This is a genomic window from Amycolatopsis sp. N2S4-7 (genome assembly GCF_058119595.1).
Genome location: NZ_CP172299.1, coordinates 6,136,389 through 6,159,968, shown reverse-complemented (window position 1 = coordinate 6,159,968; position 23,580 = coordinate 6,136,389). Strand labels below are relative to the sequence as shown.

Sequence of the window (23,580 nt, the reverse complement as noted above, 5' to 3'; positions counted from 1 at the left end):
TATCGTGCCGACGGGCTTCCCCACGGACGAGTGAAGACCTAGTATATGAGAACTTTTCATGTTCACCCGTACGGGTGGCCTGACGAAGGGGTCAGCAGCCGGTGCAGAACCCGATCTTCCCGCCCGACTTCCTCTGGGGTGTTTCGACCTCGGCGTTCCAGATCGAAGGCGCCACCAGCGAAGGTGGGCGCGGACCGTCCATCTGGGACACGTTCACCGCGACCGAGGGCAAGATCGCCCGCGGTGAACAAGCCAACGTAGCCGCCGACCACTACCACCGCTACCCCGAAGACATCGCGCTGATGGCGGAACTCGGCGTCGGTGCCTACCGGATGTCCATCGCCTGGCCCCGCATCCAGCCCGACGGCAAGGGCGCGCCCAACCCCGAAGGCCTCGCCTTCTACGACAAGCTCATCGACGCCGTGTGCGAGGCCGGCATCGCACCCGCCGTCACGCTCTACCACTGGGACACCCCGCAGGCCGTCGAAGACGACGGCGGCTGGCTCGTCCGCGACACCGCCGAGCGCTTCGCGGAGTACGCCCGCATCCTCGGGGACCGCTTCGCCGATCGGGTGAAGTTGTGGATTCCGCTCAACGAGCCCATGGTGATGTCCATCTTCGGCTACGCCATCGGCGAGTACGCGCCCGGCAAGACGCTCCTGCTCGACGCCATCCCGACCGCGCACCACCAGAACCTCGCGCACGGCCTCGCCGTCCAGGCCCTCCGCGCCGCGGGGGCGACGAACATCGGGACGGCCAACAACCACTCGCCGATCTGGCCCGTGGACGACAGGGCGAAGGACGCCGCGGTGTGGCTCGACGCGCTCATCAACCGGCTCTACGCCGACCCCGTGCTGCTCGGCAGCTACCCCGAGCAGCTCCACGAACACCTCCCCGCCGGGTTCGCCGACGACCTGCCGACCATCGCGCAGCCCCTCGACTTCTACGGCGTCAACTACTACGAGCCCCAGGGCGTCGCCGAACCCAGCCCCGGCAACCCGCTGCCCTTCGACCTCCGCGCCGTCGAGGGCTACCCGATGACGACGAACGACTCGCCGATCGTGCCGCACGCCCTGCGCGAGCTGCTGCTCGACTTCCACCGGCGCTACCGCGACAACCTGCCGCCCATCCAGATCACCGAGAACGGCTGCAGCTTCGCCGACGAGGTCGCCGGGGACGGCGGCGTCCACGACCCCGAACGCATCGACTTCCTGCACAGCCACCTGGTCGCGCTGCGCGAGGCGATGGACGCCGGCGTCGACGTCCGGGGCTACTTCTGCTGGTCCCTGATGGACAATTTCGAGTGGTCCAAGGGCTACGCGCCGCGCTTCGGCCTGGTGCACGTCGACTACGAGACCCTGCGGCGGACGCCGAAGGACTCGTTCCACTGGTACCGGAAGCTGGTGCGGAATGAGTGAAACGACCCAGGCGCTCCCGGAAGCGCTCGCCGAACCCGTCGTGCGGGTGCGGCCCGGCTGGATGAGCCTGCTGTTCTTCGCGAACATCGCGCTCTGGCTGGGCATCTACGCCCCGATCCAGGTCCTGCTGCCGCAGCAGGCCGAGCTGCTCGACCAGGTGAACAAGGAGTTCGTGCTGGGCCTGGTGATGGGCGTCGGCGCCATCGTGGCGCTCGTCGTCAACCCCACGGTCGGCCTGCTGTCGGACCGGACGTGCTCGCGGTTCGGCCGCCGTCACCCGTGGACGGTGATCGGCGCCGCGGTCGCCGCCGTCGGGCTGCTGGTGCTGGCGTTCGCCCCGAACGTCGCGCTCATGATCGTCGGCTGGTGCCTCGTCCAGGCCGGGCTCAACGGCATGCTCGCCACCCTGATGTCCGCCATCGCCGACCGCGTCCCGGTCGGGCAGCGGGCGCAGGTCGGCGGGCTCGTCGGCATCGCGCAGATGCTCGGCACGGTGCTGGGCGCGGTCGTGGTCGTCGTCATGCTCGGCATCGCCGGGTTGCCGCTGGCCTACGCGGCCTGCGCCGGGATCGTCCTGGTCGGAGCCGCGTTCTTCGTGCTCCGGACGCCGGACGCGCGCCTGCCGGTCGCGTTCCGCCCGTCTTCCCAGGCCGGCGAGGTCATCCGCAACCTGTGGGTCTCGCCGCGGCGGCACCCGGACTTCGCGTGGGCGTGGTCGTGCCACTTCATGATCAACCTCGGCAACGCGTTCGGGACGCTCTACCTGTTGTTCTTCCTCAAGGACGCGGTGCACTACCCGGACCCGGACACCGGACTGCTCATCATGATGGCGCTCTACGGCGTCGCGCTCGTCATCGGTGCGCTGCTCGCGGGGCACTTTTCGGACAAGTCCGGACGGCGCAAGCCGTACGTCCTCTTGGCCTCCGGTGTGATGGCCCTGGCCGCATTGCTGCTGGTCCTCTGGCAGACCTGGCCGGTGGCGCTCGCGGCGTCCCCGCTGCTCGGTGTCGGGTTCGGGGCGTACATGGCTGTCGCGCTGGCGATGCTGACGCAGGTGCTCCCGACGGCGCAGGACCGGGCGAAGGACCTCGGCGTCATCAACATCGCGAACTCGCTGCCGCAGGTGGTGGCCCCGCTGGTGACGCCGTTGGTGCTGGCCTACCTGGGTGGCTACGCGGGCCTCTTCGCCGCCTCGGCCGTCGCGACGTTGCTCGCCGCGGTGCTGGTCCTGAGGGTGAAGGCCGTGCGCTAGACGTGGAACCGCGGGCCGGTGCCGGTCGGGGGAGGGGAGTGCAACGGCACCGGCCCGCGGAATTCGGGGGCCGCTCGAGGCGGGTCCGCAGCGGGTCAGACCCATGATCCCGGCTGCGTGTGATGATCAATCTAGCGGGGGATTACCGCCTGGGCTAGGCCTAACGCGTAATTTTTTCGATTAATCGCGGTGGGGACCGGGAGGTGGCCGAGGACTGGTTCGCACTGCTCGGGGGTGCGGGCGAAACAGTCCTCGGCCCCAGGCGAGAGCCGACGCGGGTCCGATGGGGCGATCGGCCGGCCGCGCTCGCCGGATCAGGGGGTCAGGCCGTGACCGCTCGGCGCGGATTCACCAACGCGTGGCGCCCGGTGGTCTCGGCCGCGGTGGGCGCGGGCGCCGGGTGGCCCGGCGTCGGCACCGGGCTCTTGCGGCGTCCGTGCAGCCGGCCCGCCGGGGCCTGCTGCGGGGCCAGCCCGCCGGCCACCAGGTGTTCGTGCGCCACCTGCCAGACCGAGCACGGCGCCTTGCAGCGGTGCCACCGGGTCGAGCAGGTGGGGCAGTCGCCGCGCTCGTCGGGCTCGTGCATCTTCAGCATCGCGCGCCAGGCCTCCGTCAACCGGGGCAGTTCGGAGCGCGCGACCGAGACGAGCGACTGTGCGTCGGCGCGGTTCGCCAGGTCGGTCAGCATGTCGAGGCGCTCCCAGACCGCATTGCGGAGGACCTGCCCGAGTACCTGATCCATGATCAGCTCACCGTTACCTTTCCGCCATCTTGGCGGCTTCGTTGAGCGCGGCGCGCAGCTGGCCGAGCTGGCCGGACGTCAGCCGCGCGGTCTCGCCGGGGGGCGAGACCAGTACCACCTGGTTGTCTTCGACGAACACCGTCACGGCGCGTTCCCGGCTGATCAGGTCGCCGCACTGCACCCGCCACACGAGCTGACCGCCCTCGTAGTGGCGGACGCTCGCGGTGCGGGGGTCCACCGCGGCGGCGGGCGTGACGGGGCGGACGGCGGAGACGGGAGAGACCGTCGCGACCGCCGGCCGCACGGCGCGGGTGGCCGTGCCGGCATGTCCCCCTGCGAACGAGTCCACGAACTCCACGCCCTTCTCCGCTCTGTCGAAAGTCTTCGAAGATGCCATCTGCAACATCGCTTTGTCACAACGCTGCGGTTTTCGTAGCTCTCCGTGATCGCTGCCGGTGTCCGGGCGGTGACGGAGATCTGACAACTACAGTGAGGTGAAACCGGGTGCGATAGAAGGTCGAAATGGCGTCATAGCGGTGACCGGACCGGGTTCCACGGTAAGCGGTCAACGGACTTCGCCCGGACCGATCAGGGCGCCAGTTCGGCTGTTCACACGGTTTCGCAGGTATGCCTACGCTGTTTCACAGACGCCCGACCGGACAGTGGAGGGGGCGCGATGGACGCCAGTAACGGTGGCAGTGCCGAAGCCCGGCAGAGCCACGCAGTTCCCGCTGACGCGTGGGAGCAGCCGGAGATGAGAGCGGCTCTCGCGAGCCGCGAGATCAGCGGCGTCTACCGGCTCCTGCGCAAGCACGGTGTCTCGCAGCGCCAGATCGCCGCGATGACCGGCCAGTCCCAGTCCGAGGTGTCGGAGATCCTCAAGGGTCGCCAGGTCATGGCGTACGACGTGCTCACGAGGATCGCCGACGGCCTGGGTGTCCCCCGTGGATACATGGGCCTCGCCTACGACGAGGCCACGGCGATACGGGTCGTCGGCTCCGCCGACGGCCAGCAGGCTGAGGAGGACGAGTCCGTGAAGCGACGGAGGTTCCTCGCGCACGCTGCCCAGGTCACGATGGGTGCGGCGGTGTTCGGTCCGGAATCGGGCACCTGGTCGGCCGGGCCGGCCAGGACGCCGGCGCCCGGGCGCATCGGCATGACCGACGTCCGCCAGGTGGAGGCCGCGACGCGCGCCCTCCGGGCCCTGGACTACCAGTACGGCGGCGGGTTCTGCCGCGACGCCGTCGTGGCGCAGCTGTCCTGGGGACAGCAGATGCTCGAGTCGCACGGCACCGACCTGGTGAAGAACCGGCTGTACGTGGCGCTCGCCGACCTCCACTCCCTCGCCGGCTGGACCTCCTTCGACACCGGGCTGATGGACTCCGCGCGCGGCCACTTCGCCAACGCGCTGGACCTCGCCAAGCAGGGTGAGAACCACCCGCTCGTGGCCAACGTGCTGTACCGCATGGGCCGCGTCTACCTGCACCAGGACGCTCCGAACGACGCGCTGAAGCTGTTCCAGCTCGGCCAGATCGCCGCCCAGGAATCCGGTTCCGAGCTGGCGGTCTCCGTGCTGTGCGCGAACGAGGCGTGGGCCTACGCGATGATGGGCAACGAGGAGCAGGCGGTGAAGCTGCTCGGCCGGAGCAAGGACGAGTTCGAGCGCGCCAACCTGGCCGAAGCCGAGTCGTGGGTCAAGTTCTTCACCGAGACCGACGTCTACGCCATGGTCGGCACCGTCCACACGGTCCTCGCGCAGAAGAACGCGGAACACACCAAGTACGCGATCCCCGCGCTGACCAGGGCCGTCGAGTCCTACGACGACGAAATGGCCCGCTCCAAGACGTTCATGCTGAGCGCGCTGGCCACCAACCACCTGCTCGACGGCGACCTCGACCACGGCGCCAAGGTCGGCGGCAAGGCCATCGACTGCGCCGAGGGCATCAAGTCCGAGCGGGTCAAGGACCGCATGCGGCCTCTGCAGGACGAGGCCGAGCGCCGCCGCAACAACGCCGACGCCCGTGACCTCGCCGATCGCCTCAACGCTTTCTACGCCGCCTAGCGCCGGGGGCGGTGGGAGCGCCGGGACAGTCTTGGCCGGCCGGTTCACAGCCGGGAAGCTGCGGGGCGTGCTGGCCGAAACCTGTGCGCTGCTGGGCCTCGACCCGGCGGGCGCGCGGCTGCTGCGGTTCACGAACAACGCCGTGTACGCGCTGGTCACAGCGCCGCTGGTGATCCGGATCGTCGGCTCGACCCGGCTCCGGCACCGCGTCGAAACCGTCGTCCGCGTGGCCCGGCACTTCGAACTCCACGGAGTACCCGCGATCCGGCTCCTCGACACCGTCGAGCAGCCGATGCGGGTCGGCGGGCACCTGGTGACCGTGTGGCACCAGGTGCCGAGCATCGGCCGCCCGGCCACGTCCGCCGACCTCGCCGGGCTCCTGCGCCGGGTCCACGCACTGCCCGCGCCGGACGGCCTCGCCGAGTGGGCGCCGTTCGCCGCGGTGCGGGCCAGGGTGTCCGACGCCGAGGAGATCAGCGACGCCGACCGCGTGTTCCTGCTCGACCGCTGCGCCGAGCTCGAGACCGCGCTGGCCGAGCTGGAGTTTCCGCTGCCCAGGGGCCTGGTCCACGGGGACGCGTACCCCGGCAACGTCATCCCCGGCCCGGACGGGCCGGTGCTCTGCGACTTCGATTCGTCGTGCGTCGGCCCGCCGGAGTGGGACCTGACGCCGCTGGCCGTCGGGCGCGAGCGGTTCGGTGACCCGCCGGTGCGCTACCGGACGTTCGCCGCGGCGTACGGCTTCGACGTGACGTCGTGGCCCGGGTTCGCAGTGCTCCGGGCGATCCGCGAGCTGAAACTGACGACCAGCGTGCTGCCGATCCTGCGCAGCCGGCCGCAGGTGCGGCCTGAGCTGTACCGCCGCCTGGACGATCTCCGGAACGCCAGGACGGCCACGCGGTGGACGCGTTACCGTTGAGCTCCATCTGTCACTTGGTGTGATCGACGCCACAATCTGCACGTGCATTCGCCGACTGCAAATGACCGTTCGTCGCATCCGAAAGGCGGTCCGCTCTGGGTAGAAAGTTCTGCCCGACCAGTCACCCCCAATGGATCACCAGTCATCCCAATGCGCAACTTGCAGCTACTCGGCGTGACGTCACACCGGGTCCTACCTGCGGGGACGAGCTTCAGGACGCGACGACCGGCGCCCGCGTCAGCACCACGGCGAACCCGAACGCCAACCCCATGACGGTCAGCTCGAGCGTCGCCCACGCGGCGAGCGCGGTCCGGTTGTGCCGGATGATCTGCGGCATCAGCCGCCAGCGGACGTTCGCGCCGAGCAGCGCGATGACGCCGGTGCAGACGAGCTTCAGGACGAGCAACTGCCCGTACGGCGTCGTGAAGATCGCGGCCCAGAACCCGATGGTCGGGTTGAGCGAGATCTCGACGAGGCCGTTGAACAGCCCGGTGGCCGCGGAGAGGACGAGGCAGAGCGTCGCCAGCTTCGAGAACCGGGGCAGCGCGTGCGCCAGCAGCGTGCGGTTCGCCACGAGGAGCACCGTCATCGCGCCGAGGCCGCCGGTCCAGGCGACGGCGCTCATCACGTGCAGCTCCATCGAGATCATCGTGTAGTCGTGGTAGTTCCAGTTCGACGCGTGCCCGGTGACCGGCAGCGGCAGCAGCGCGAACAGGCCGAGCCCGACCCGGACCTCGGCCGGCACCTTCTCCCCGAAGCGCAGCGCCAGCGCGCCGATCCCGGCGTGGGCGAGCGCGAGCGCGGCGACGATGACGAGCGCCTTGCCCGCGCCGACGTTCGCGATGTAGCTGCCGATGTCCCCGGCGGTGAGCGTCGACGAGCCGGGCTTGTACTCCGCGGTCTGCAGGATGAGCGCGACGACTGCGGCCGTGGCCCAGACGAGTGCGGCCGCGACGCCGGCCGGCCGGGCCAGCCGCATGATCGGCTCGGTCAGCTTCGGGCGGTCGTAGCCGACGAGCACCGACAGCAGCGCGAGGCCGATGGTCGTGACCGCGGCCAGGTCGAGCAGGACCCGCACGACCGGGATGCCGGCCGAGACCACCGCGCTCGGTTCCACGACACCGGGGACCGGGGTGGTGGACATGAGCGCGACGCCGATCAGGGCGCCGAGCAGGCCCGCCGTCACGACGCAGAGCAGCGTCGAATAGCGGGGTTTCGCGGTGGTCTCGGCCTGGGTCATCAGTTCTTCTCTTCCACCGACCGGCCGGACCGCAGGGCGACCGTCAGCCCGATGGCCAGCAGCACGACGGCGCCGGCGATCCAGACCCAGATCGGCACCCCGGTCGAGCCGGACTGCGGGGCCGCCTGCGAGGAACCGCCCGGCGACTTCGCCGCGTCGACGGTCGCCGGCGTGCCGGTCCCCGCGGTGGTGAGGGTGAAGGTCAGCTCACCGGTCACCGGGTGGCCGTCCGCGGACAGCACCCGGTAGCCCACGGTGTACTTCCCGGCCGGCCCGAGCGGCCGCAGGGGCGCGCTGATGACGTTGTTCACCACGCTGATCGGGCCCTCGGCCCACTGGCCGCCGCCGGGTCCGGTCACCGCGATCTGGTTGACGTCCGCGCCCTGCACGTACTGGTCGAACGTCAGGCTGAGCTTCGGCGGCCCGGCGGCGACGGACGAGCCGTTCGCCGGGTCCGAAGAGATCAGCACGTTGTGCGCCAGCGCCGGGGTGGCCGTGCCGAGCACGGCCACCACCGTCAACGCCAGCGCGACGAGCGCCTTCCGCATCTAGCTGTTGCCTCCCGACTTGGCCGTGGCCTTGCGGGCCCGGACGGTCGCGCCGGCCCCGACGCCGAGACCGATGGCGCCGACGAGGAGGCCGGCCCCGCCGAGCCAGCGGGCCGTGCTGTCGGACGTCGCCGCCGCGGCTTCAGTGTGCTCCCCGGTGGTGGACGCGGTGCCCGCGGCCATCCCGGCGTGCTCGTCACCCTCCGCCGCCTTCGCGGCCAGCTTCACCACCGGCGCCGGGTGCTCCGGCTCTTCGCCGCCCGCCGGGGTCGGCTGGTTCCAGTCGACGACCTTGCCGTCGCTGTAGGTCTGGTGCGCGGGGAACTCGATCTGGTCCACATTGGACGGCAGGGGGCCGAAGCTGACCGAGAACTCCTGGTAGTCGGTGGCCTTGAGCTCACTGCCCGCCTGCGCGGTCCACGTCACCGCCGTGACGGCTTCGGTGATCTGCGTGCCGTTGTCCTTGGTGATCGGCGCCGGCAGCTTCGACTTGGTCACCTCGGCGGTCCAGCCGGGGACCGGCTTCGTCCGCACCGAGCCGATGCCGTAGTCGGCCTTGAAGTCGACGGCCACCTTGGTGGTCGTGGCGGTCGGCTCTTCGCTCGGCACGCGGAACACGATCGCGGCGTACCCGCCCTTCGTGGGCTGCGGGCCGTAGACGTTGGCCGTGACGTGCGCGGAGGCGACGCCCGCGCCGAGGAGACCGGCCACCCCGACGGTGGCGGCGAGGAAACCGGCGCGCGTGAAGACGTGCTGGGACATGGGTTCACTCCTGATGAACTCAAAACGGGGCAGCGGACTCGGGGGTCCGCTGTTCGGGGACGAGCTGGGTTTCAGGAGTGGCCGGGCGGGCCGCGCCGCCCGCGGATCCGGCGCAGGTCGACGCCGACGAGGTGACCCGGCTCCGCGGTGCGGGCGGGGATGAGCGCGGGGGCCGCGGCCGGCACCGGCAGCGGGGTGAGCAGCCGCGGCAGGACCGCGCGCAGCACGGCCAGCACCGTGAGCAGCGTCGCGTCCGCGCGGGCGAGCAGGAGCGCGGTGAGCACGGTCGCGACGCTGTGCGCGGCGACCATGCCGAGGCCGGTGCTGCCGGGCATCGCGTACATGTCGTGGTGGCCGGCGAGCGTGGTGAGCAGCAGGTGCATCACCAGCTGGGCGGCTCCCAGCAGGGTGATCGTGGCGACCGCCCCGCGGGCCCTGCGGGCGAGCGCGGTGGCGGTCCAGCCGAAGAGGCCGGTCAGCAGGACGGTCATCGCCGGGTCGGGCAGGCCGCCGTCGGCGAGCCGGTGCGCGGTGACGGAGAGCGCTGCCGCGCTCACGGCGAGCAACGCACCGCGGGTAGCACCCAGCACGGCGGGTCGCCGGGCCGGAACGCTCATGACGAACAGCCTAAGCGAAGCACCTGCGGGTGATCGTGTGATCCCGGCTAGTGAGCACACGTGAAGTTCACGTCCGCCGGGCGGGATCGGTTCAGCCTTGTTGTTGCCGATCACCGCCGGATGCGGAACGGTGGTCGAAACCAAGAGGCCACAACAGGGGGTTTGGCTTCGGCGCACGGTGGGTACTGAGCCGTCGGTCAGGAGCTAGCCCGTTCGGGTGAGTCTCGACGGACGCGGGCGGGAGTGCGGACACGGATGAATCTCTTCGAGTACATCTCGGACCGGGCGAGCAAGTTGTGGCTGGAGGCCTACCTGCACACCAGCCTGGTGGTGCAGTGCACGATCCTGGCGGCGGTTCTCGGCGTGCTGATCGGGGTCGCGGTCTACCGCAGCCCGGTCGGGTCGGCCGTGGCCACCGCGCTGGCGAGCACGATCTTGACGGTCCCGTCGTTCGCCCTCCTGGGCCTGCTGATCCCGATTTCCGGGCTCGGTCCGACGACGGCCGTCATCGCGCTGGTGCTGTACGGCCTCCTGCCGATCGTCCGGAACACCATCGTCGGGCTCGACGGCGTCGACCCGGCCATCACGGACGCCGCGCGCGGCATCGGCATGAGCCGCTTCGGCGTGCTCACCCGGGTCGAGCTGCGGCTGGCGTGGCCGGCGATCCTCGCCGGCATGCGGGTCGCGACGCAGATGCTGATGGGCATCGCGGTGATCTCCGCCTACGCCAAGGGGCCCGGGTTCGGCGCCGAGGTCTTTTCCGGGCTCACGAACGCGGGGAGCACGAACTCCCTGAACCAAGCCGTCACCGGCACGGTCGGGGTCGTCATCCTCGCCCTGCTCCTCGACGGCGTCTACGTCCTGATCAAGCGCTTCACCATCTCTAGGGGTGTCCGTGGCTGAGAACGAGGAAGTCTCCGGCGTCGAGATCGAGCTGGAGCACGTGACCAAGCGGTACCCCGGCACCCGCGAGCCGGCCGTCGACGACTTCTCGATGGTCGTGCCCGCCGGCAAGATCGTCGTCTTCGTCGGCCCGTCCGGCTGCGGCAAGACCACGACGATGCGGATGATCAACCGGCTGATCGAGCCGACGTCCGGCCGGATCACCATCGGCGGCGACGACGCGCTGAAGCTCGACGTCGACACCCTGCGCCGTCGCATCGGCTACGCCATCCAGCAGGCGGGGCTGTTCCCGCACTTCACCGTCGCGCAGAACATCGCGGTGGTGCCGGGCCTGCTCGGCTGGGACAAGAAGAAGGTCAACGACCGGGTCGAGGAGATGATGGACCTGGTCGGGCTCGACCCGGCCGACTTCCGCGACCGCTTCCCGCGCCAGCTCTCCGGTGGCCAGCAGCAGCGCGTCGGCGTCGCGCGGGCGCTCGCCGCGGACCCGCCGGTGCTGCTGATGGACGAGCCGTTCGGCGCGGTCGACCCGATCACCCGCGGCAACCTCCAGGACGAGCTGCTGCGGCTGCAGAGCGAACTGAAGAAGACGATCGTCTTCGTCACGCACGACTTCGACGAGGCCGTGAAGCTGGGCGACAAGATCGCGGTGCTCGGCAACCAGTCGTCGATCCTGCAGTACGACACGCCCGAAGCGATCTTGGCGAACCCGGCCGACGACACGGTCGCCGGTTTCGTCGGCGCGGGCGCGTCGCTGAAGCAGCTGACGCTGCTGCGGGTCCGCGACGTCGAGCTCCAGCAGGACGCCCTCACCGTGACGGTCGACGAGTCGCCCGCGTCGGTCCGGGAGAAGCTCGACAAGTCCCGGCGGCACTTCGCGCTCGTGCTCGACGCGCGCCGTCGTCCGACGCGGTGGGTGCACGCGCGTGAGCTCACCTCGGCGTCGTCGCTGGCCAACCTCGGCAAGCCGCTGCGCGACATCGTCAGCCTCCAGTCGACGCTGCAGGACGCGCTCGAGGCGATGCTCGCCGAGGGCGGCTCGGTGCCGGTCACCGGCGCGCGCGGCGAGTACGCGGGCACCATCCAGCTGGACACCGTGATCGCGACCATCCAGCAGCTGCGGGAAGAACACACGAACGGTGAAGAGGTGCCCGCATGACGACGGCCGCCGTCGACACCGGGTTCAGCACGGAGTCCGGCTCCAAACGCGCGGAACGCGTCCGGCTGTTCGCCCAGCCCGTCGCGGTGCTGGTGATCGTCGCGGTGACGCTGGTGTCGGTGTTCTCCAGCGGGCTGACCGAGACCGAGAAGGCCACGCTCAACGCGTCTTCGCTGTTCACGGCGTTGTGGGACCACGTGCTGATGACGCTCGTCGTCACCGCGATCGTCGTGCTGGTCGCGGTGCCGCTCGGGGTGATCGTGACGAGGCCGTGGGCGCGTTTCCTCGCCCCGCTCTTCCTGGCGATCGCGAACATCGGCCAGGCCGCGCCCGCGCTGGGCGTGCTGGTGCTGTGGTTCATCGTCACCGGCGCGACCGGCGGGATCTGGGTGGCGGCGCTGCCGCTGGCCTTCTACTCGCTGCTGCCGGTGCTGCGGAACACGATGGTCGGCATCCAGCAGGTCGACCCGGCCCTGATCGACGCGGGCCGCGGTATCGGGATGTCGGCGGGCGCGGTGCTGTGGCGGGTCGAGCTCCCGCTGGCCGTCCCGCTGATCCTGGCCGGCCTGCGCACGTCGCTGGTCCTGGCGGTCGGCACGGCGACGTTCGGCATGTTCGTCAACGCCGGCGGGTTCGGGCTCCTCATCGACACCGGCTACAAGCTGAACCTGACCTCGGTGCTCGTCACCGGCTCGGTGCTGGCCGTCGCGCTGGCGCTGCTGGTGGACTGGCTGGGCGCGGTCGCCGAGCAGTACTTCGGACCGAAGGGGCTGCGATGAAACTCCGGCGACTGTTCTGCGTGGTACTGCTGGGCGCGACGTTGTCGTCGTGCGGGCTGACGGTCAACCAGGCGGTGCCGTACGACATCCGGCCGGGCACGATCCAGCCGATCCCGTCGCTGCAGGGGCTCAAGGTCACGGTGGGCTCGAAGGACTTCACCGAGAACATCATCCTGGCGTACATGGCCGAGATGGCGTTGACGGCGGCGGGCGCGGAGGTCGTCGACCTCTCCGACATCAAGGGCTCCAACTCGTCGCGCCAGGCGCTGCTTTCCGGGCAGACCGACGTCACGTGGGAGTACACGGGCACCGGCTGGATCAACTACCAGGGCAACGAGCTCCCGGTACCGGGCGGCGAGAAGGCCCAGTACGAGGCGACGGCCAAGGCGGACGAGGAGAAGTTCGGCGTCACGTGGCTGAACTACTCGCCGCTGAACGACCAGTACGCCTTCGCGGTGACCGAGGCGTACGGCGCGCAGAACAACCTCAAGACGACGTCCGACCTGGCGGCGTTCATCAAGCAGAAGCCCGACCAGGCGGTGTTCTGCCTGGAGACGGAGTTCACCAGCCGCCAGGACGGCTTCCCGGCGGCGGTCAAGGCGTACGGCTTCCAGAACCCGACGGTGAAGAACTTCGGCATCGGGACGATCTATTCGGCGGTGGCGAGCGGAACCTGCCCGGTCGGCGAGGTCTTCACCACCGACGGCCGCATTTCGGGCCTCAACCTGCGGGTGCTGAAGGACGACAAGAAAGCGTTCCCCCAGTACAACGCGGTGGCCACGCTGCGCACGGAGTTCATCAAGGCTCACCCCGACCTCCGCGGCCCGTTGGAGGCGGTCAGCGCGGCGATCACCAACGACCAGATGGTCGAGCTCTGCAAGCAGGTCGACGTCGACGGCCAGGACGCGGGCAAGGTGGCCCACGACTGGATGGTCAAGAAGGGTTTCGTGAAGTAGCCGATCGGCCGGGCGGCGTCACGCCGCCCGGCCTCGGTCAGATGCCCAGCCGGTGCAGCAGCTGCCCTTCCAGGCGCTCCAGCTCCCCAGCCACCGCCCGGTGCGCCGACTTCCGCCGCGCCGTCGGCATCCGCTCGGCCGCCCGGACCGTCGCCGACAGCTGCTCCAGCGTTCCCAGGGCGTCCTTCGCGAACTCCTTGTCCGCCGTCGACGCCTTCTCGGACTTCTGCAGGTCGCGGCAGCCGTCGGCGATGCCGGCGATCCGCGCGTGCAACGCCGCGCCGCGGCCCGTGTACGTGCCCAGCTGGTCGACCGCGACCCCCAGCTTGCGTGCCTGGTAGCGGTCGTACATCTCCCGCGCCGCGCCCGCCGCGCGCACCGCGAACGGCGCCACCACCGGGATCACGGCCGGGCCGAGCACCTTCGCCACCGCGATGGCGTTCTTCGCCCTCTTAGGGGTGAACCTGGCATCACCCTCGACCTTGGCCTTGCGCGCCATGGCACCTCCTGCGACGTGTCGAGGTCGAACTTACTGGTCGCCTGGGTGGCGGGCATGTCGGCTCGGCGGTGGGAATCTAGAGTGATCTCCATGAAGGGCGAGGTGGTACTCGACGCGGGAGCGGTCAGCCGCTGCCGTCGCCGCGTGCACCTCGAACACGACCCCGCCATGCGGGAGGTACCGCTTTCCCCGCCGGACCCCACCGCGCAGCAGCGGATCGCCGACGCCACCGCGCACCGCGAGGACATCGTCAGCCGGCTGATGGCGGCCAACGCCGACCACTGGGTCAAGATCGGGCGCGACCTGCCGGCCGCCGAGCGCGTCGAGCTCACCGAACGCGCCTTCGCCGAAAAAGCCACCTACATCTGGGGCGCGCTGCTGCCGGTCGACCCGGCCGGGCACCGGCGCGGCGGCATCGACCTGCTCGTCCGCACCGACGGCGGCTACGTCCCGGTGCTCGTCGTGCGCCACCGCATCACCGACCGCGGCACCGGCGCGATCGTCACCGGGATGACCGACCTCGACCCGGCGCACCGCGCGGCCGACGACGGCCGCAAGGTCCGGTCGCAGCCGCGTGACCAGCTCCGGCTCGTGCACATCCGCCGCATGCTGCAGACGCTCGGGCAGGCCGACGAGGGCCTCCCGCTCGGCGGCGTGATCGGCCTCGACGCCGACGTCGTCGTCTGGCACGACCTCGCGGCGGCCACGTGGCCGGGCGGGCGCAGCGCCCTCACCGAGTACCAGGCCCGGTTCGCCGACCGGCTCGCCATCGCCACCGCGGCCGCCAACGGGGACGAGCCGCTGGCCGAGCCGTCGCGCGTGCTGGAGTGCCGCCGCTGCCCGTGGTGGCCGACGTGCGAGGTCGTGCTCACCGAGACCCGTGACGTCAGCCTCGTGGTCCGCGGCGAGGACGCCATGGAGCTGCGCCGCGTCGGCGTGTCCACTGTGGACAAGCTGGCGGCGCTCGACCCGGTGGGCGAGCCGCCGTCGATCAACTGGACGGGTCTGACGTTCCCGGACGCGGTCGTGCTCGCCCGCGCCTGGCTCGCCGACCTGACCCTCGTGCGCCGCGTCGACCGGGTCGAGGTCCCGCGCGCCGACGTCGAGGTCGACGTCGACATGGAGAGCTTCGGCGACGCCGGCGCGTACCTCTGGGGCTGTCTGCTCAGCGGCGCCGACATCGGGCTGGACCGCGGCTACCGCGCCTTCGCGACGTGGGACCCGCTGCCCACCGACGACGAAGCCCGGTCCTTCGCCGAGTTCTGGGCCTGGCTCACCGACGTCCGCGAGCGCACCCGAGCGGCCGGGCTGACCTTCCGCGCCTACTGCTACAACGCGCTCGCCGAGAACCGCTGGCTCTTCGGGTCCGTCGAGCGCTTCGGCGACCACCCCGGCGTGCCCACGAAGAAGGAAATCCAGTCCTTTGTGGACTCGGACGAGTGGGTCGACCTCTTCCGCAGCGTCACCGACCAGTTCCTGTGCTCCCACGGCAAGGGGCTGAAGGTGATCGCCCCGGCCGCCGGGTTCTCCTGGCGCGACCCCGAGGCGGGCGGCGAAGCGTCGATGCGCTGGTACCGCGACGCCGTGGGCATGGACGGCGAGACGCCGGACGACGCCCAGCGCGAGCGGCTGCTGCGCTACAACGAGGACGACGTCCTGGCGACGCGGGCGCTGCGCGAGTGGATCAGCGGGCGGGCCCAGGTCGAGGTCCCGTTCATGTTCGACCTCTGAGTTGCTTCGTCGACTAAGACACTTGTCAACTGACGCGTCCTGGGTAATACTCGTCTGCGAGTACTCGTAGACGAGGAGTCGGGATGAAACGGCGGAAGGTCGGCAACATGCTCGGCCTCGCCGTGCTGTCCGTCGTGCTGGACCGCCCCAGGCACCCGTACGAGATGGCGGCCGTGCTGAAGGAGCGCGGCAAGGACGCCGACATGCCGATCAAGTGGGGCTCGCTCTACACCGTCGTCGCGAACCTCGAAAAGCACGGCTTCATCGAGGCGGTCGAGAGCGTCAAGGACGGCGGACGGCCCGAGCGGACCGTCTACCGGATCACGCCGGCCGGTCACGAGGAGCTAGAGGACTGGGTCCGCGAGCTGGTCGGCACGGTCGAACGGGAACCGCCGCGGTTCCAGGCGGGGCTGTCGATGATGGGCGTCCTCGGCCCGGACCAGACGATCAGCCTGCTCCGGCAGCGCATCGACCAGCTCGGCGACCACATCGAGGCGCAGCGGGCGATGCTCGGGCAGCTGCGGCCGCTGATGCCGCGGATGTTCCTGGTCGAGGTCGAGTACGACCTCGCGATGGCGGAGGCCGAGGCGCGTTGGGTGCGTGCCTTCCTCGACGACCTGACCAGTGGCGCCCTGCCCGGCACCGACGCGTGGCGGCGCTACTACGAGACCGGCGAACCTCCCGCCGACCTGGGGGAGCTCGTGGAACAACCGCTCCCGGGGGTCCGGGTGGCGGAGCCCCCGGCCCGGGGCGAACCCAGGATGTCACCGAGATAGCACGGACCCCGGGAGGTGCTGGCACACCGCCCGGGGTCCTCGACCCCGAACCGAGCACGCCCGGCCACGAGGTGGCACCGCAAGGATAACCGGGTGCGCTCTTCGGTTCGGCTCAACCGAAGAGGAGAGATCCATGGAGACGACCCGCAAGCACAAAGTGCCCGAGATGGAGGGTTTCCAGGCGCGCTGGTACGCCAAGAACCGGGGCACCGAGGCGCAGCTGGTGCAGTACCGGCGGCAGGCGGCCGAGGTGACGGCCGGCCTGGCGGACGGCGCCGAGGTCCTGGAGGTGGCGCCGGGCCCCGGCTTCTTCGCCGTGGAGCTGGCGAAGCGCGGCTTCCGCGTCACCGGGCTCGACATCAGCCACACGATGGTCGAAATCGCGCTCGAGCAGGCCGAGAAGGCCGGCGTGACCGTCGACTTCCGGCAGGGGGACGTGACGAAGGCGCCGTTCGCGGACGAGTCGTTCGACTTCCTGGTCTGCCAGGCCGCCTTCAAGAACTTCCGGCAGCCGGTGACGGCGCTGAACGAGATGCACCGCGTGCTGCGCCCGGGCGGGTTCGCGGTGATCCACGACCTCAACCACGAGGCCACCGGCGCGGACATCGAGCGTGACGTCGCCGGGATGAACCTCGGCGCGGTCAGCGGCTTCACGGTGCGGCAGACGCTGGCGTGGCTGCGGCGCCGCGCGTTCACGCGGGCGCAGTTCGAGGCGCTGGCCGCGGAAAGCGCGTTCGGCCGCTGCTCGGTCACCACCGACGGCATCGGCCTGGAGGTCCGCCTGACCCGCTGACGGCCGGGGGCGGCACTTCCCCGGGAAGTGCCGCCCCCGCGGTCAGCGCGGGGCCATCCGCAGCGAGCCGTCCATGCGGACGACCTCGCCGTTCAGGTAGTCGTGGTCGATCAGCGACAGCGCGAGCTGCGCGTACTCGTCCGGGCGCGCGAGGCGCTTCGGGAACGGGACGCCGGCGGCGAGCGACGCGCGGAACTCGTCGCTGACCGTGGCGAGCATCGGCGTGTCGACGATGCCCGGCGCGATGGTCAGCACGCGGATGCCCTGCGAGGCCAAATCCCGCGCAGCCGGCAACGTCATGCCGACGACACCGCCCTTCGACGACGCGTAGGCGACCTGCCCGATCTGGCCGTCGAAGGCCGCGATGGAGGCGGTGTTGATGATGACGCCGCGGGCGTCGTCGGCCAGGGGCTCGGTCTTCGCGATCGCCTCGGCCGCGACGGTGAGCACGTTGAACGTGCCGACGAGGTTGATTTGGATGACCTTCGCGTACAGCGCGAGGTCGTGGCGGCCCTTCTTGGAGAGGATCCGCGCGGACGGCCCGATGCCGGCGCAGTTCACCACGGTCCGCAGCGGCACGCCGGAGCCCGACGCGGTCGCCACGGCGGCCTCGACCTGCTCGACGTCGGTGACGTCGGCCTCGACGTAGGTGATGCCCTCGATCTGCTCGGCCTGCTCGATCGACGGCGCCAGGTCGAGCGCGAACACCCGCGCGCCCTTGGCCGCGAGGGCCTTCGCCGTCGCTCCGCCGAGGCCGGACGCGCCCCCGGTGACGAGCGCCGCGGTGTCGGTGATCTGCATCTGTGCGGTTCCCTTCGCTGCTCTGACTCCGGACCCAGGTTAACGCTCGTTCGCACGGGCGGTTCGTGTCTTCGCTCACCGCTCCCGGGGGCGACTGTTTCCGTTAGCGTCGTGGTCAACTCCGGCTGTCACCTTCAGCAGCATGACGCCAGCTCGGATCGTGGTGGTAGGAACCGGTTACGTCGGACTGACCACGGGGGCCTGCCTGGCCAGTCTGGGTCATTGCGTCACCTGCGTGGACGTCGACCGCGCGAAGGTGTCCCGGCTGCGCGCGGGGCGCGTCGACATCCTCGAACCGGGGCTGGCCGACCTGGTCACCCGCGGGATCGCGAACGGACGCCTCCAGTTCGTCGTCGGCGCGCGGGACGCGGTCCGCGACGCGCAGGCGGTGTTCCTCTGCGTGCCGACGCCGATGGGCGCGGGCGGCTCCGCGGACCTGCGCGCGGTCGAGGCGGTGGCCGCCGAAATCGGGGACGTCCTGCCCACCGGCTGCGCGCTGGTCACCAAGTCGACCGTGCCGGTCGGCACGTCGGAGCGGATCGCGGAGATGCTCGGCCGGACCGACGTCCCCGTGGTGTCGAACCCCGAGTTCCTCCGCGAAGGCACCGCGGTCGCGGACTTCCTGGGGCCGGACCGGATCGTCGTCGGCTCGGCCGATCTCGCCGCCGCGCGCTGGGTCGGCGAGCTGTACGCCGACCTCGCGGCGCCGGTCGTCGTCTCCGACGCGGCGAGCGCCGAGCTCGTGAAGTACGCCGCGAACTGCTACCTCGCGCTGAAGCTGTCCTACGTCAACTCGATCGCCGAGCTGTGCGAACGGCTGGGCGCGGACATCTCCCTGGTCACCGAGGGGATGGGGTACGACCGGCGGATCGGCCGGACGTTCCTCAAGCCGGGTCCGGGCTGGGGCGGCTCGTGCCTGCCGAAGGACACCAGCGCGCTGGTCAAGGTGGCCGAGTCGGTGAACTACGACTTCAAGATGCTGACCTCCGCGATCGACGAGAACATCGCCCAGCGCGACCGGATCGTCGCGAAGATCGCCGGCGCGGCCGGCGGCACGCTGGCCGGCGCGCGGATCGGCGTGCTGGGCCTGGCCTTCAAGGCGGGCACCAACGACCTGCGCGACTCGCCCGCGCTCGCCGTGTCCTCGGTGCTGTGCGCGCTGGGCGCCGAGCTGATCGCCTACGACCCGGCCGTCGACGGCGAGATCGCCGGGATGACCGTGGTCGACGACGCCTACCAGGTAGCGAAGGACGCGGACGTCGTCGTCGTGCTGACCGAGTGGGACGAGTTCAAGCACCTGGACTGGGCGGCGATGGCCGAGCTGATGGAGGGCATCGACGTCGTCGACACGCGCAACCTGCTCGACCCGCGGGTGGTCGTCGACGCCGGGCTGTCCTGGCAGGGCGTCGGCCGGCCGCGGGCGGCGGCGCGGATCAAGGTGTCTTGAAAAAACACTGCTTGCGCGCTCGATCTTGGCTAGGCTGGCCGCACGGCATCGCGTGTCGGTCACCGGCTGGGTGAGGCATGGAGGTGGCGGGAGTGCCCCGGAGGCATTTCAACCGTGTCGGTATCCGTTTCCGTTGAATTGAACCACTTGATCGTCCCGTCCCGGAACAACCGGGAATCCGCCGAATTCCTGGCGAACCTGCTCGGCCTCGAAGTCGGGGAAGAATGGGGCCCGTTCGTCCCGGTCGAGACCCGCAACGGCGTCCGCCTGGACTTCGCGACCATCCCCGAAGAGGACCTTCGCCTGCAGCACTACTGCTTCCTGATCCCGGAGGACGACTTCGACGCCGTCTTCGCGCGGCTCGTTGAAACCGGCGTGACCTACCACGCCGACCCGATGGGGAAGCAGGTCGGCGAAATCAACCACAACCACGGCGGCCGTGGTGTCTATTTCCTCGATCCCGGCGGGAACGGGATGGAAATCATCACGCAGCCGTACGAGCCGGAGCGGCGGCGTCCGGCGAGCTGGTAGAAGTTCCTTAGCAATGCGTACTATCGAGGCATGTTCACGACGAGGCCGGAGCTGGCCGGCACCTTCGGGATGGTGGCATCGACGCACTGGCTGGCTTCGGCCACCGGGATGGCGGTGCTGGAAGACGGCGGCAACGCGTTCGACGCGGCGGTCGCGGCCGGGTTCGTCCTGCAGGTCGCCGAGCCGCACCTGTGCGGCCCGGCGGGCCAGGTGCCCGGCCTCTTCGTGACGGCGGACGATCCGACCCCGCGGGCGCTGGCGAGCCAGGGCCCGTCGCCCGCGGGGGCCACGCCGTCACACTTCGCCTCCCTGGGGCTGGACCTGATCCCGGGCAGCGGCCTGCTCCCGGCGACCGTCCCGGGCGCCTGGGACGGCTGGCTCCTGCTGCTTCGCGACTACGGCACGAAGTCGCTTCGCACGGTTCTCAGCTACGCGATCGGCTACGCGCGCAACGGCGTCCCGCTGGTGTCGCGGGTCGGGGACACGATCCGCGCCGTCGAGCGGCTGTTCACCGAGCACTGGCCGACGTCGGCGGCGCTCTGGATGCCGGACGGCAAACCGGCGTCGGGCCTGCACCGGAACCCCGTCCTGGCGGACACGTGGGAGCGTCTGCTGCGCGAGGCGGAGTCGGTTTCGGGGCGCGAGGCGCAGATCGACGCGGGCCGTCGTGCCTGGTCGCAGGGGTTCGTCGCCGAGGCGATCGAGGAGTTCAGCCGGACGGCGTTCCGCGACGACTCCGGCCGCGACCACGCGGGCCTGCTGACCGGCGAAGACCTGGCGTCGTGGTCGGCGTCGTACGAGGAACCGGCGTCGGTGGACGTCGGCGACTGGCGCCTGGTCAAGATGGGCGGCTGGACGCAGGGGCCGGCGTTGCTGCAGCAGGCGCTGCTGCTGCACGGCTTGCGCGACCAGTTGTCCTATGTGGACGGCGTACCGTCGGAGCGCACGGTGCACCTGGCGGTCGAAGCGGCGAAGCTGGCCTTCGCGGACCGCGAGGCGTGGTACGGCGACACCGACGTACCCCTGGACGTGCTGTTGTCGGCCGAATACACCGATTCCCGGCGAGCCCTGATCACCGACACGGCGTCGCCCTCACTTCGCCCCGGGGACGCTCGCGGCCCGGCTCGGCTCCCGGCGATCCTGGACTCGCTGCAGGGCGTGCAGGCGGAAGGCGGCGCGACGGGCGAGCCGACGGTCGGCCCCCAGGGCCAGACGCGCGGCGACACGGTCCACCTGGACGTCGTCGACGCGGCGGGCAACCTGGTGTCCCTGACCCCGTCCGGCGGCTGGCTGCAGTCGAGCCCGACCATTCCTTCGCTGGGTTTCTGCCTCGATTCGCGCGGCCAGATGTTCTGGCTGGAGCAGGGCCTGCCGAACTCCCTGGCCCCGCGCAAGCGCCCCCGGATCACGCTGTCGCCGTCCCTGGCGCTGCGCGACGGCGTCCCGACGCTGGCGTTCGGCACCCCCGGCGGCGACCAGCAGGACCAGTGGCAGCTGTGCTTCTGGCTGGCCCACGTGTACGGCGGCTTGAACCTCCAGGAATCGATCGACTCACCGGCCTGGCACACGACCGCGTTCCCGAGCTCGTTCTACCCGCGCTCGTGGAACCCGCGCGAGCTGGTGGTGGAGTCCCGGCTGGGTGCGTCCACTTTGGACGCCCTACGCGCCCGCGGCCACGAGATCGTGGACGCGGGCGACTGGGCCTTGGGCCGCCTCTCGGCGGTCTCGAAGTCCGACGGTCTCCTGCGCGCGGCGGCCAACGCCCGCGGCATGCAGGGCTACGCGGCCGGGCGTTAGAGCGACAGGGAGGCCCAGCCCCCGCCCTCGGCGAGCAACGTGCGCACGCCGAGGGCGTGGTCGGCGAACCCGGCCAGATCACTGTGCAGCAAGGCCATCCGTTCCTCGTCGAGCGGCGTGGTGTCGCCCGCCCACAGCTCGCGGATCCAGCTGGCGGACAGGTGCAGGGACCTGATGAGCCCCGCCACTTCAGCGTCGGCCGACCCGCCCTCGGCCAGGTAGCGGTCGAGGATTTCCTCCGCGGCCCCAATCAGGTCCTGCAGGCCCCGCACGGCTTGGTCGGGGCTGCCGTCCCAGTCCGGCCGGGGCCAGCCGGGCGAGTTGAGCTCGAGCCACAACCGCCAGCCCGCGGTCAGCTCGTCGTGGTCACGTGGCATCCATTGCCCGGCCATGCTTCCGAGTGTGCGCCTGCTCGCGGGCCCCGGCGGATGGGATTCGTCACTTCGACGGCCGCTCCCAGAGCCAGAACTCGATGCCCTGGTTGTCCGTGCAGTCGGCCGTCAGCCCGTACGGGTTGTGTTCGACCTCGCCCGCCTGGCCGCCCTGCTCGCGCACCCGCGCGAGAGCCGCATCGAGGTTGTCGACCGCGTACATCAGCTTCCAGCCCACCTGGCGGTCTCCGCCCCACAGGCCGCCCTCGAGGCCGGGACCCGAGAACTGCCACGCGTCGGACACCGAGCCCGGCGAGAACTGCCAGCCCAAAACCGCGCCGTAGAACGCCTTCGCGGGTGAGGCGTCCGGTACCTGGAACGTGAAGTACATGGCCTCGCCGTGGCGTGCCGGCTTCGGTCCCGCGGCCGGGGCCGCGGCCTGCGACACCAGCCAGCGCTGGCCGAACGGGTCGCGGAACGAGCCGCCCCGGCCGTACGGTGAGTCGCTCACCGCGCGGATCAGGGTCGCGCCGAGCTCGAGGGCCCGGGCCACCGAGGCGTCCACGTCCGGGACCTCGACCCGCACCGACGCGCCCCCCTCGCGCGGCGCCACGTGCCCGATCTCGGGGTGCTCCTCGGCAAGCATCAGCACGGCGTCGCCGATGGCCAGCTCCGCGTGCCCGATGCGGCCGTCGTCCATGACGATCGGGTCGCCGCGGCGGACCGCGCCGAAGACCTCGACGTAGAAGTCGAGTGCCGCGCGAGCGTCGGACACGGCGAGGTAGGGCGTGAGCGAGCGCAGTTCGGCGGCGATGGCCGGCGCCTCGGAAGTGGTCGTCATATCGGCTCCGTTCAAGATGACGCGACGCAGGTTGTCGCGTAGTTCGGCGGCGAAGTCCGGGTCGGGCGCGACCCGCTGGGAGGGACGGCGAAGCGCGTCGAAAGGCTCAGGCATCGCGACCCTCCTTCTCTTCGTAGGCACGGCGGAACGCGGCACGGGCCCGCACGAGCAACGCCTCGGTGGCGTGCACGCTGCGCCCCAGGTGGCCGGCGACCTCGGGGACACCGAGGCCGTCGACGTACCGCAGGGTCAGCGCGGCCCGGTGGTGCGGCCCGAGGGACTCGAGCACCTGTCTCGCGCGCAGGGCGTCGAGCTGTCCGTCCCACGGGTCTTCGACGTCCGGTTCACTGTCGTGGACCAGCCGAAGCCCGCGTTCCTCTCGTTCCTGGCGCCGCCAGTGGTCGGCGAGCTTGTGCCGGGCGACGCCGATCAGCCACCCGGTGCTCACTGGAGGTGCGTATTCCTTGCGACAGGCGGCGACCGCCCCGAGGAACGTCTCGGACGTCAGCTCCTCGGCGAGCGTGCGGTCGCCGCACCGGGACAGCAGGTACCCGTAGACCTCCGGCAGGGCCGTTTCGTACAGCCCGAGCAGCGCGAAGGCCGGGTCCGGTCGTACCCGCGGTTCCGTCACACCCT

Annotated in this window: 25 protein-coding genes; 14 read left to right on the top strand and 11 right to left on the bottom strand. The window is 70.8% G+C overall.

Going from position 1 to position 23,580, the window contains the following annotated elements; all coding sequences use genetic code 11:
- Positions 1 to 101 precede the first annotated feature (101 nt).
- Positions 102 to 1,418, top strand: a complete 1,317-nt coding sequence (locus tag ACH54P_RS29000) for a GH1 family beta-glucosidase (protein WP_489906508.1) — start codon at positions 102 to 104, stop codon at positions 1,416 to 1,418.
- Positions 1,411 to 2,670, top strand: coding sequence for an MFS transporter (locus ACH54P_RS28995; protein WP_489906507.1), 1,260 nt, complete (start codon positions 1,411 to 1,413; stop codon positions 2,668 to 2,670). The genes ACH54P_RS29000 and ACH54P_RS28995 overlap by 8 nt, the downstream gene beginning before the upstream one ends.
- A gap of 322 nt (positions 2,671 to 2,992) precedes the next feature.
- Here ACH54P_RS28995 and ACH54P_RS28990 read toward each other — a convergent pair whose 3' ends face one another.
- Both ACH54P_RS28990 and ACH54P_RS28985 read right to left on the bottom strand, forming a co-directional pair.
- Positions 2,993 to 3,412, bottom strand: coding sequence for a hypothetical protein (locus tag ACH54P_RS28990; RefSeq protein ID WP_489906505.1), 420 nt, complete (start codon positions 3,410 to 3,412; stop codon positions 2,993 to 2,995).
- A gap of 13 nt (positions 3,413 to 3,425) precedes the next feature.
- On the bottom strand, positions 3,426 to 3,770 hold the full coding sequence (locus tag ACH54P_RS28985) for a hypothetical protein (protein WP_003069007.1): 345 nt from the start codon (positions 3,768 to 3,770) through the stop codon (positions 3,426 to 3,428).
- Between the two features lie 318 nt (positions 3,771 to 4,088).
- On the opposite strand from ACH54P_RS28985, the gene ACH54P_RS28980 reads away from it, so the two are divergent.
- Together ACH54P_RS28980 and ACH54P_RS28975 are read left to right on the top strand one after the other, a co-directional pair.
- Positions 4,089 to 5,474 carry an NsdA family TPR-like regulatory protein gene (locus tag ACH54P_RS28980; RefSeq protein WP_489906503.1) on the top strand — a complete coding sequence of 462 codons (1,386 nt, stop codon included), beginning with the start codon at positions 4,089 to 4,091 and terminating at the stop codon, positions 5,472 to 5,474.
- Positions 5,475 to 5,505: 31 nt separating this feature from the next.
- Positions 5,506 to 6,393 (top strand): phosphotransferase family protein, encoded by an 888-nt coding sequence (locus ACH54P_RS28975; protein WP_489906502.1) that lies wholly within the window; start codon positions 5,506 to 5,508, stop codon positions 6,391 to 6,393.
- A gap of 211 nt (positions 6,394 to 6,604) precedes the next feature.
- Here ACH54P_RS28975 and ACH54P_RS28970 read toward each other — a convergent pair whose 3' ends face one another.
- From ACH54P_RS28970 to ACH54P_RS28955, 4 genes are all read right to left on the bottom strand, one after another.
- The gene (locus tag ACH54P_RS28970) at positions 6,605 to 7,633 is read right to left on the bottom strand and encodes a copper resistance D family protein (RefSeq protein ID WP_489906501.1); all 1,029 of its coding nucleotides are present in this window, start codon (positions 7,631 to 7,633) and stop codon (positions 6,605 to 6,607) included.
- The gene (locus ACH54P_RS28965; protein ID WP_489906499.1) at positions 7,633 to 8,181 is read right to left on the bottom strand and encodes a copper resistance CopC family protein; all 549 of its coding nucleotides are present in this window, start codon (positions 8,179 to 8,181) and stop codon (positions 7,633 to 7,635) included. Before ACH54P_RS28965 ends, ACH54P_RS28970 begins: the two co-directional genes overlap by 1 nt.
- Complete coding sequence (locus tag ACH54P_RS28960; protein ID WP_489906498.1) at positions 8,182 to 8,943, bottom strand: YcnI family copper-binding membrane protein; 762 nt, start codon at positions 8,941 to 8,943, stop codon at positions 8,182 to 8,184.
- 71 nt (positions 8,944 to 9,014) lie between these two features.
- Positions 9,015 to 9,509, bottom strand: coding sequence for a hypothetical protein (locus ACH54P_RS28955; protein WP_489916682.1), 495 nt, complete (start codon positions 9,507 to 9,509; stop codon positions 9,015 to 9,017).
- Between the two features lie 306 nt (positions 9,510 to 9,815).
- Here ACH54P_RS28955 and ACH54P_RS28950 point away from each other — a divergent pair, with 306 nt between their 5' ends.
- The 4 genes from ACH54P_RS28950 to ACH54P_RS28935 are packed head-to-tail and all read left to right on the top strand — an operon-like array spanning position 9,816 to position 13,357.
- Complete coding sequence (locus ACH54P_RS28950) at positions 9,816 to 10,463, top strand: ABC transporter permease (protein WP_489906497.1); 648 nt, start codon at positions 9,816 to 9,818, stop codon at positions 10,461 to 10,463.
- The gene (locus ACH54P_RS28945) at positions 10,456 to 11,622 is read left to right on the top strand and encodes an ABC transporter ATP-binding protein (RefSeq protein ID WP_489906496.1); all 1,167 of its coding nucleotides are present in this window, start codon (positions 10,456 to 10,458) and stop codon (positions 11,620 to 11,622) included. Before ACH54P_RS28950 ends, ACH54P_RS28945 begins: the two co-directional genes overlap by 8 nt.
- Positions 11,619 to 12,401, top strand: a complete 783-nt coding sequence (locus ACH54P_RS28940) for an ABC transporter permease (RefSeq protein WP_489906495.1) — start codon at positions 11,619 to 11,621, stop codon at positions 12,399 to 12,401. Before ACH54P_RS28945 ends, ACH54P_RS28940 begins: the two co-directional genes overlap by 4 nt.
- Positions 12,398 to 13,357, top strand: a complete 960-nt coding sequence (locus ACH54P_RS28935; RefSeq protein WP_489906494.1) for a glycine betaine ABC transporter substrate-binding protein — start codon at positions 12,398 to 12,400, stop codon at positions 13,355 to 13,357. Before ACH54P_RS28940 ends, ACH54P_RS28935 begins: the two co-directional genes overlap by 4 nt.
- A 37-nt stretch (positions 13,358 to 13,394) precedes the next feature.
- On the opposite strand, the gene ACH54P_RS28930 is transcribed toward ACH54P_RS28935, so the two are convergent.
- Positions 13,395 to 13,856: a DUF6474 family protein gene (locus tag ACH54P_RS28930; protein ID WP_489906493.1), complete on the bottom strand. Its 462-nt coding sequence runs from the start codon at positions 13,854 to 13,856 to the stop codon at positions 13,395 to 13,397.
- A 90-nt stretch (positions 13,857 to 13,946) separates the two neighbouring features.
- Between ACH54P_RS28930 and ACH54P_RS28925 the strand changes: the two genes are divergently transcribed.
- From ACH54P_RS28925 to ACH54P_RS28915, 3 genes are all read left to right on the top strand, one after another.
- On the top strand, positions 13,947 to 15,587 hold the full coding sequence (locus tag ACH54P_RS28925; protein WP_489906492.1) for a TM0106 family RecB-like putative nuclease: 1,641 nt from the start codon (positions 13,947 to 13,949) through the stop codon (positions 15,585 to 15,587).
- Positions 15,588 to 15,670: 83 nt separating this feature from the next.
- On the top strand, positions 15,671 to 16,363 hold the full coding sequence (locus ACH54P_RS28920; protein WP_489906491.1) for a PadR family transcriptional regulator: 693 nt from the start codon (positions 15,671 to 15,673) through the stop codon (positions 16,361 to 16,363).
- A gap of 133 nt (positions 16,364 to 16,496) precedes the next feature.
- A complete protein-coding gene (locus ACH54P_RS28915; RefSeq protein ID WP_489906490.1) occupies positions 16,497 to 17,156 on the top strand; it encodes a class I SAM-dependent methyltransferase in 660 nt (219 codons plus the stop codon).
- 42 nt (positions 17,157 to 17,198) lie between these two features.
- Here ACH54P_RS28915 and ACH54P_RS28910 read toward each other — a convergent pair whose 3' ends face one another.
- Positions 17,199 to 17,957 (bottom strand): SDR family NAD(P)-dependent oxidoreductase, encoded by a 759-nt coding sequence (locus ACH54P_RS28910; RefSeq protein ID WP_489906489.1) that lies wholly within the window; start codon positions 17,955 to 17,957, stop codon positions 17,199 to 17,201.
- Positions 17,958 to 18,099: 142 nt separating this feature from the next.
- On the opposite strand from ACH54P_RS28910, the gene ACH54P_RS28905 reads away from it, so the two are divergent.
- The 3 genes from ACH54P_RS28905 (at position 18,100) to ACH54P_RS28895 (ending at position 21,732) form a co-directional block, all read left to right on the top strand.
- Entirely contained in the window at positions 18,100 to 19,404 is a 1,305-nt protein-coding gene (locus ACH54P_RS28905) for a UDP-glucose dehydrogenase family protein (protein WP_489906488.1), read from the top strand.
- 147 nt (positions 19,405 to 19,551) lie between these two features.
- Positions 19,552 to 19,935: a VOC family protein gene (locus ACH54P_RS28900; RefSeq protein WP_489906487.1), complete on the top strand. Its 384-nt coding sequence runs from the start codon at positions 19,552 to 19,554 to the stop codon at positions 19,933 to 19,935.
- Positions 19,936 to 19,965: 30 nt separating this feature from the next.
- Positions 19,966 to 21,732: a gamma-glutamyltransferase family protein gene (locus ACH54P_RS28895; RefSeq protein ID WP_489906486.1), complete on the top strand. Its 1,767-nt coding sequence runs from the start codon at positions 19,966 to 19,968 to the stop codon at positions 21,730 to 21,732.
- Here ACH54P_RS28895 and ACH54P_RS28890 read toward each other — a convergent pair.
- Genes ACH54P_RS28890 through ACH54P_RS28880 form a run of 3 tightly spaced genes read right to left on the bottom strand, consistent with a single transcriptional unit; the run spans position 21,729 to position 23,575 of the window.
- Positions 21,729 to 22,124 carry a hypothetical protein gene (locus tag ACH54P_RS28890; protein ID WP_489906485.1) on the bottom strand — a complete coding sequence of 132 codons (396 nt, stop codon included), beginning with the start codon at positions 22,122 to 22,124 and terminating at the stop codon, positions 21,729 to 21,731. The two genes, ACH54P_RS28895 and ACH54P_RS28890, sit on opposite strands and share 4 nt — an antisense overlap.
- A 46-nt stretch (positions 22,125 to 22,170) precedes the next feature.
- Positions 22,171 to 23,058: a VOC family protein gene (locus ACH54P_RS28885; protein WP_489906484.1), complete on the bottom strand. Its 888-nt coding sequence runs from the start codon at positions 23,056 to 23,058 to the stop codon at positions 22,171 to 22,173.
- Positions 23,051 to 23,575, bottom strand: coding sequence for an RNA polymerase sigma factor (locus tag ACH54P_RS28880; protein ID WP_489906483.1), 525 nt, complete (start codon positions 23,573 to 23,575; stop codon positions 23,051 to 23,053). Before ACH54P_RS28880 ends, ACH54P_RS28885 begins: the two co-directional genes overlap by 8 nt.
- Between the last annotated feature and the right edge of the window lie 5 nt (positions 23,576 to 23,580).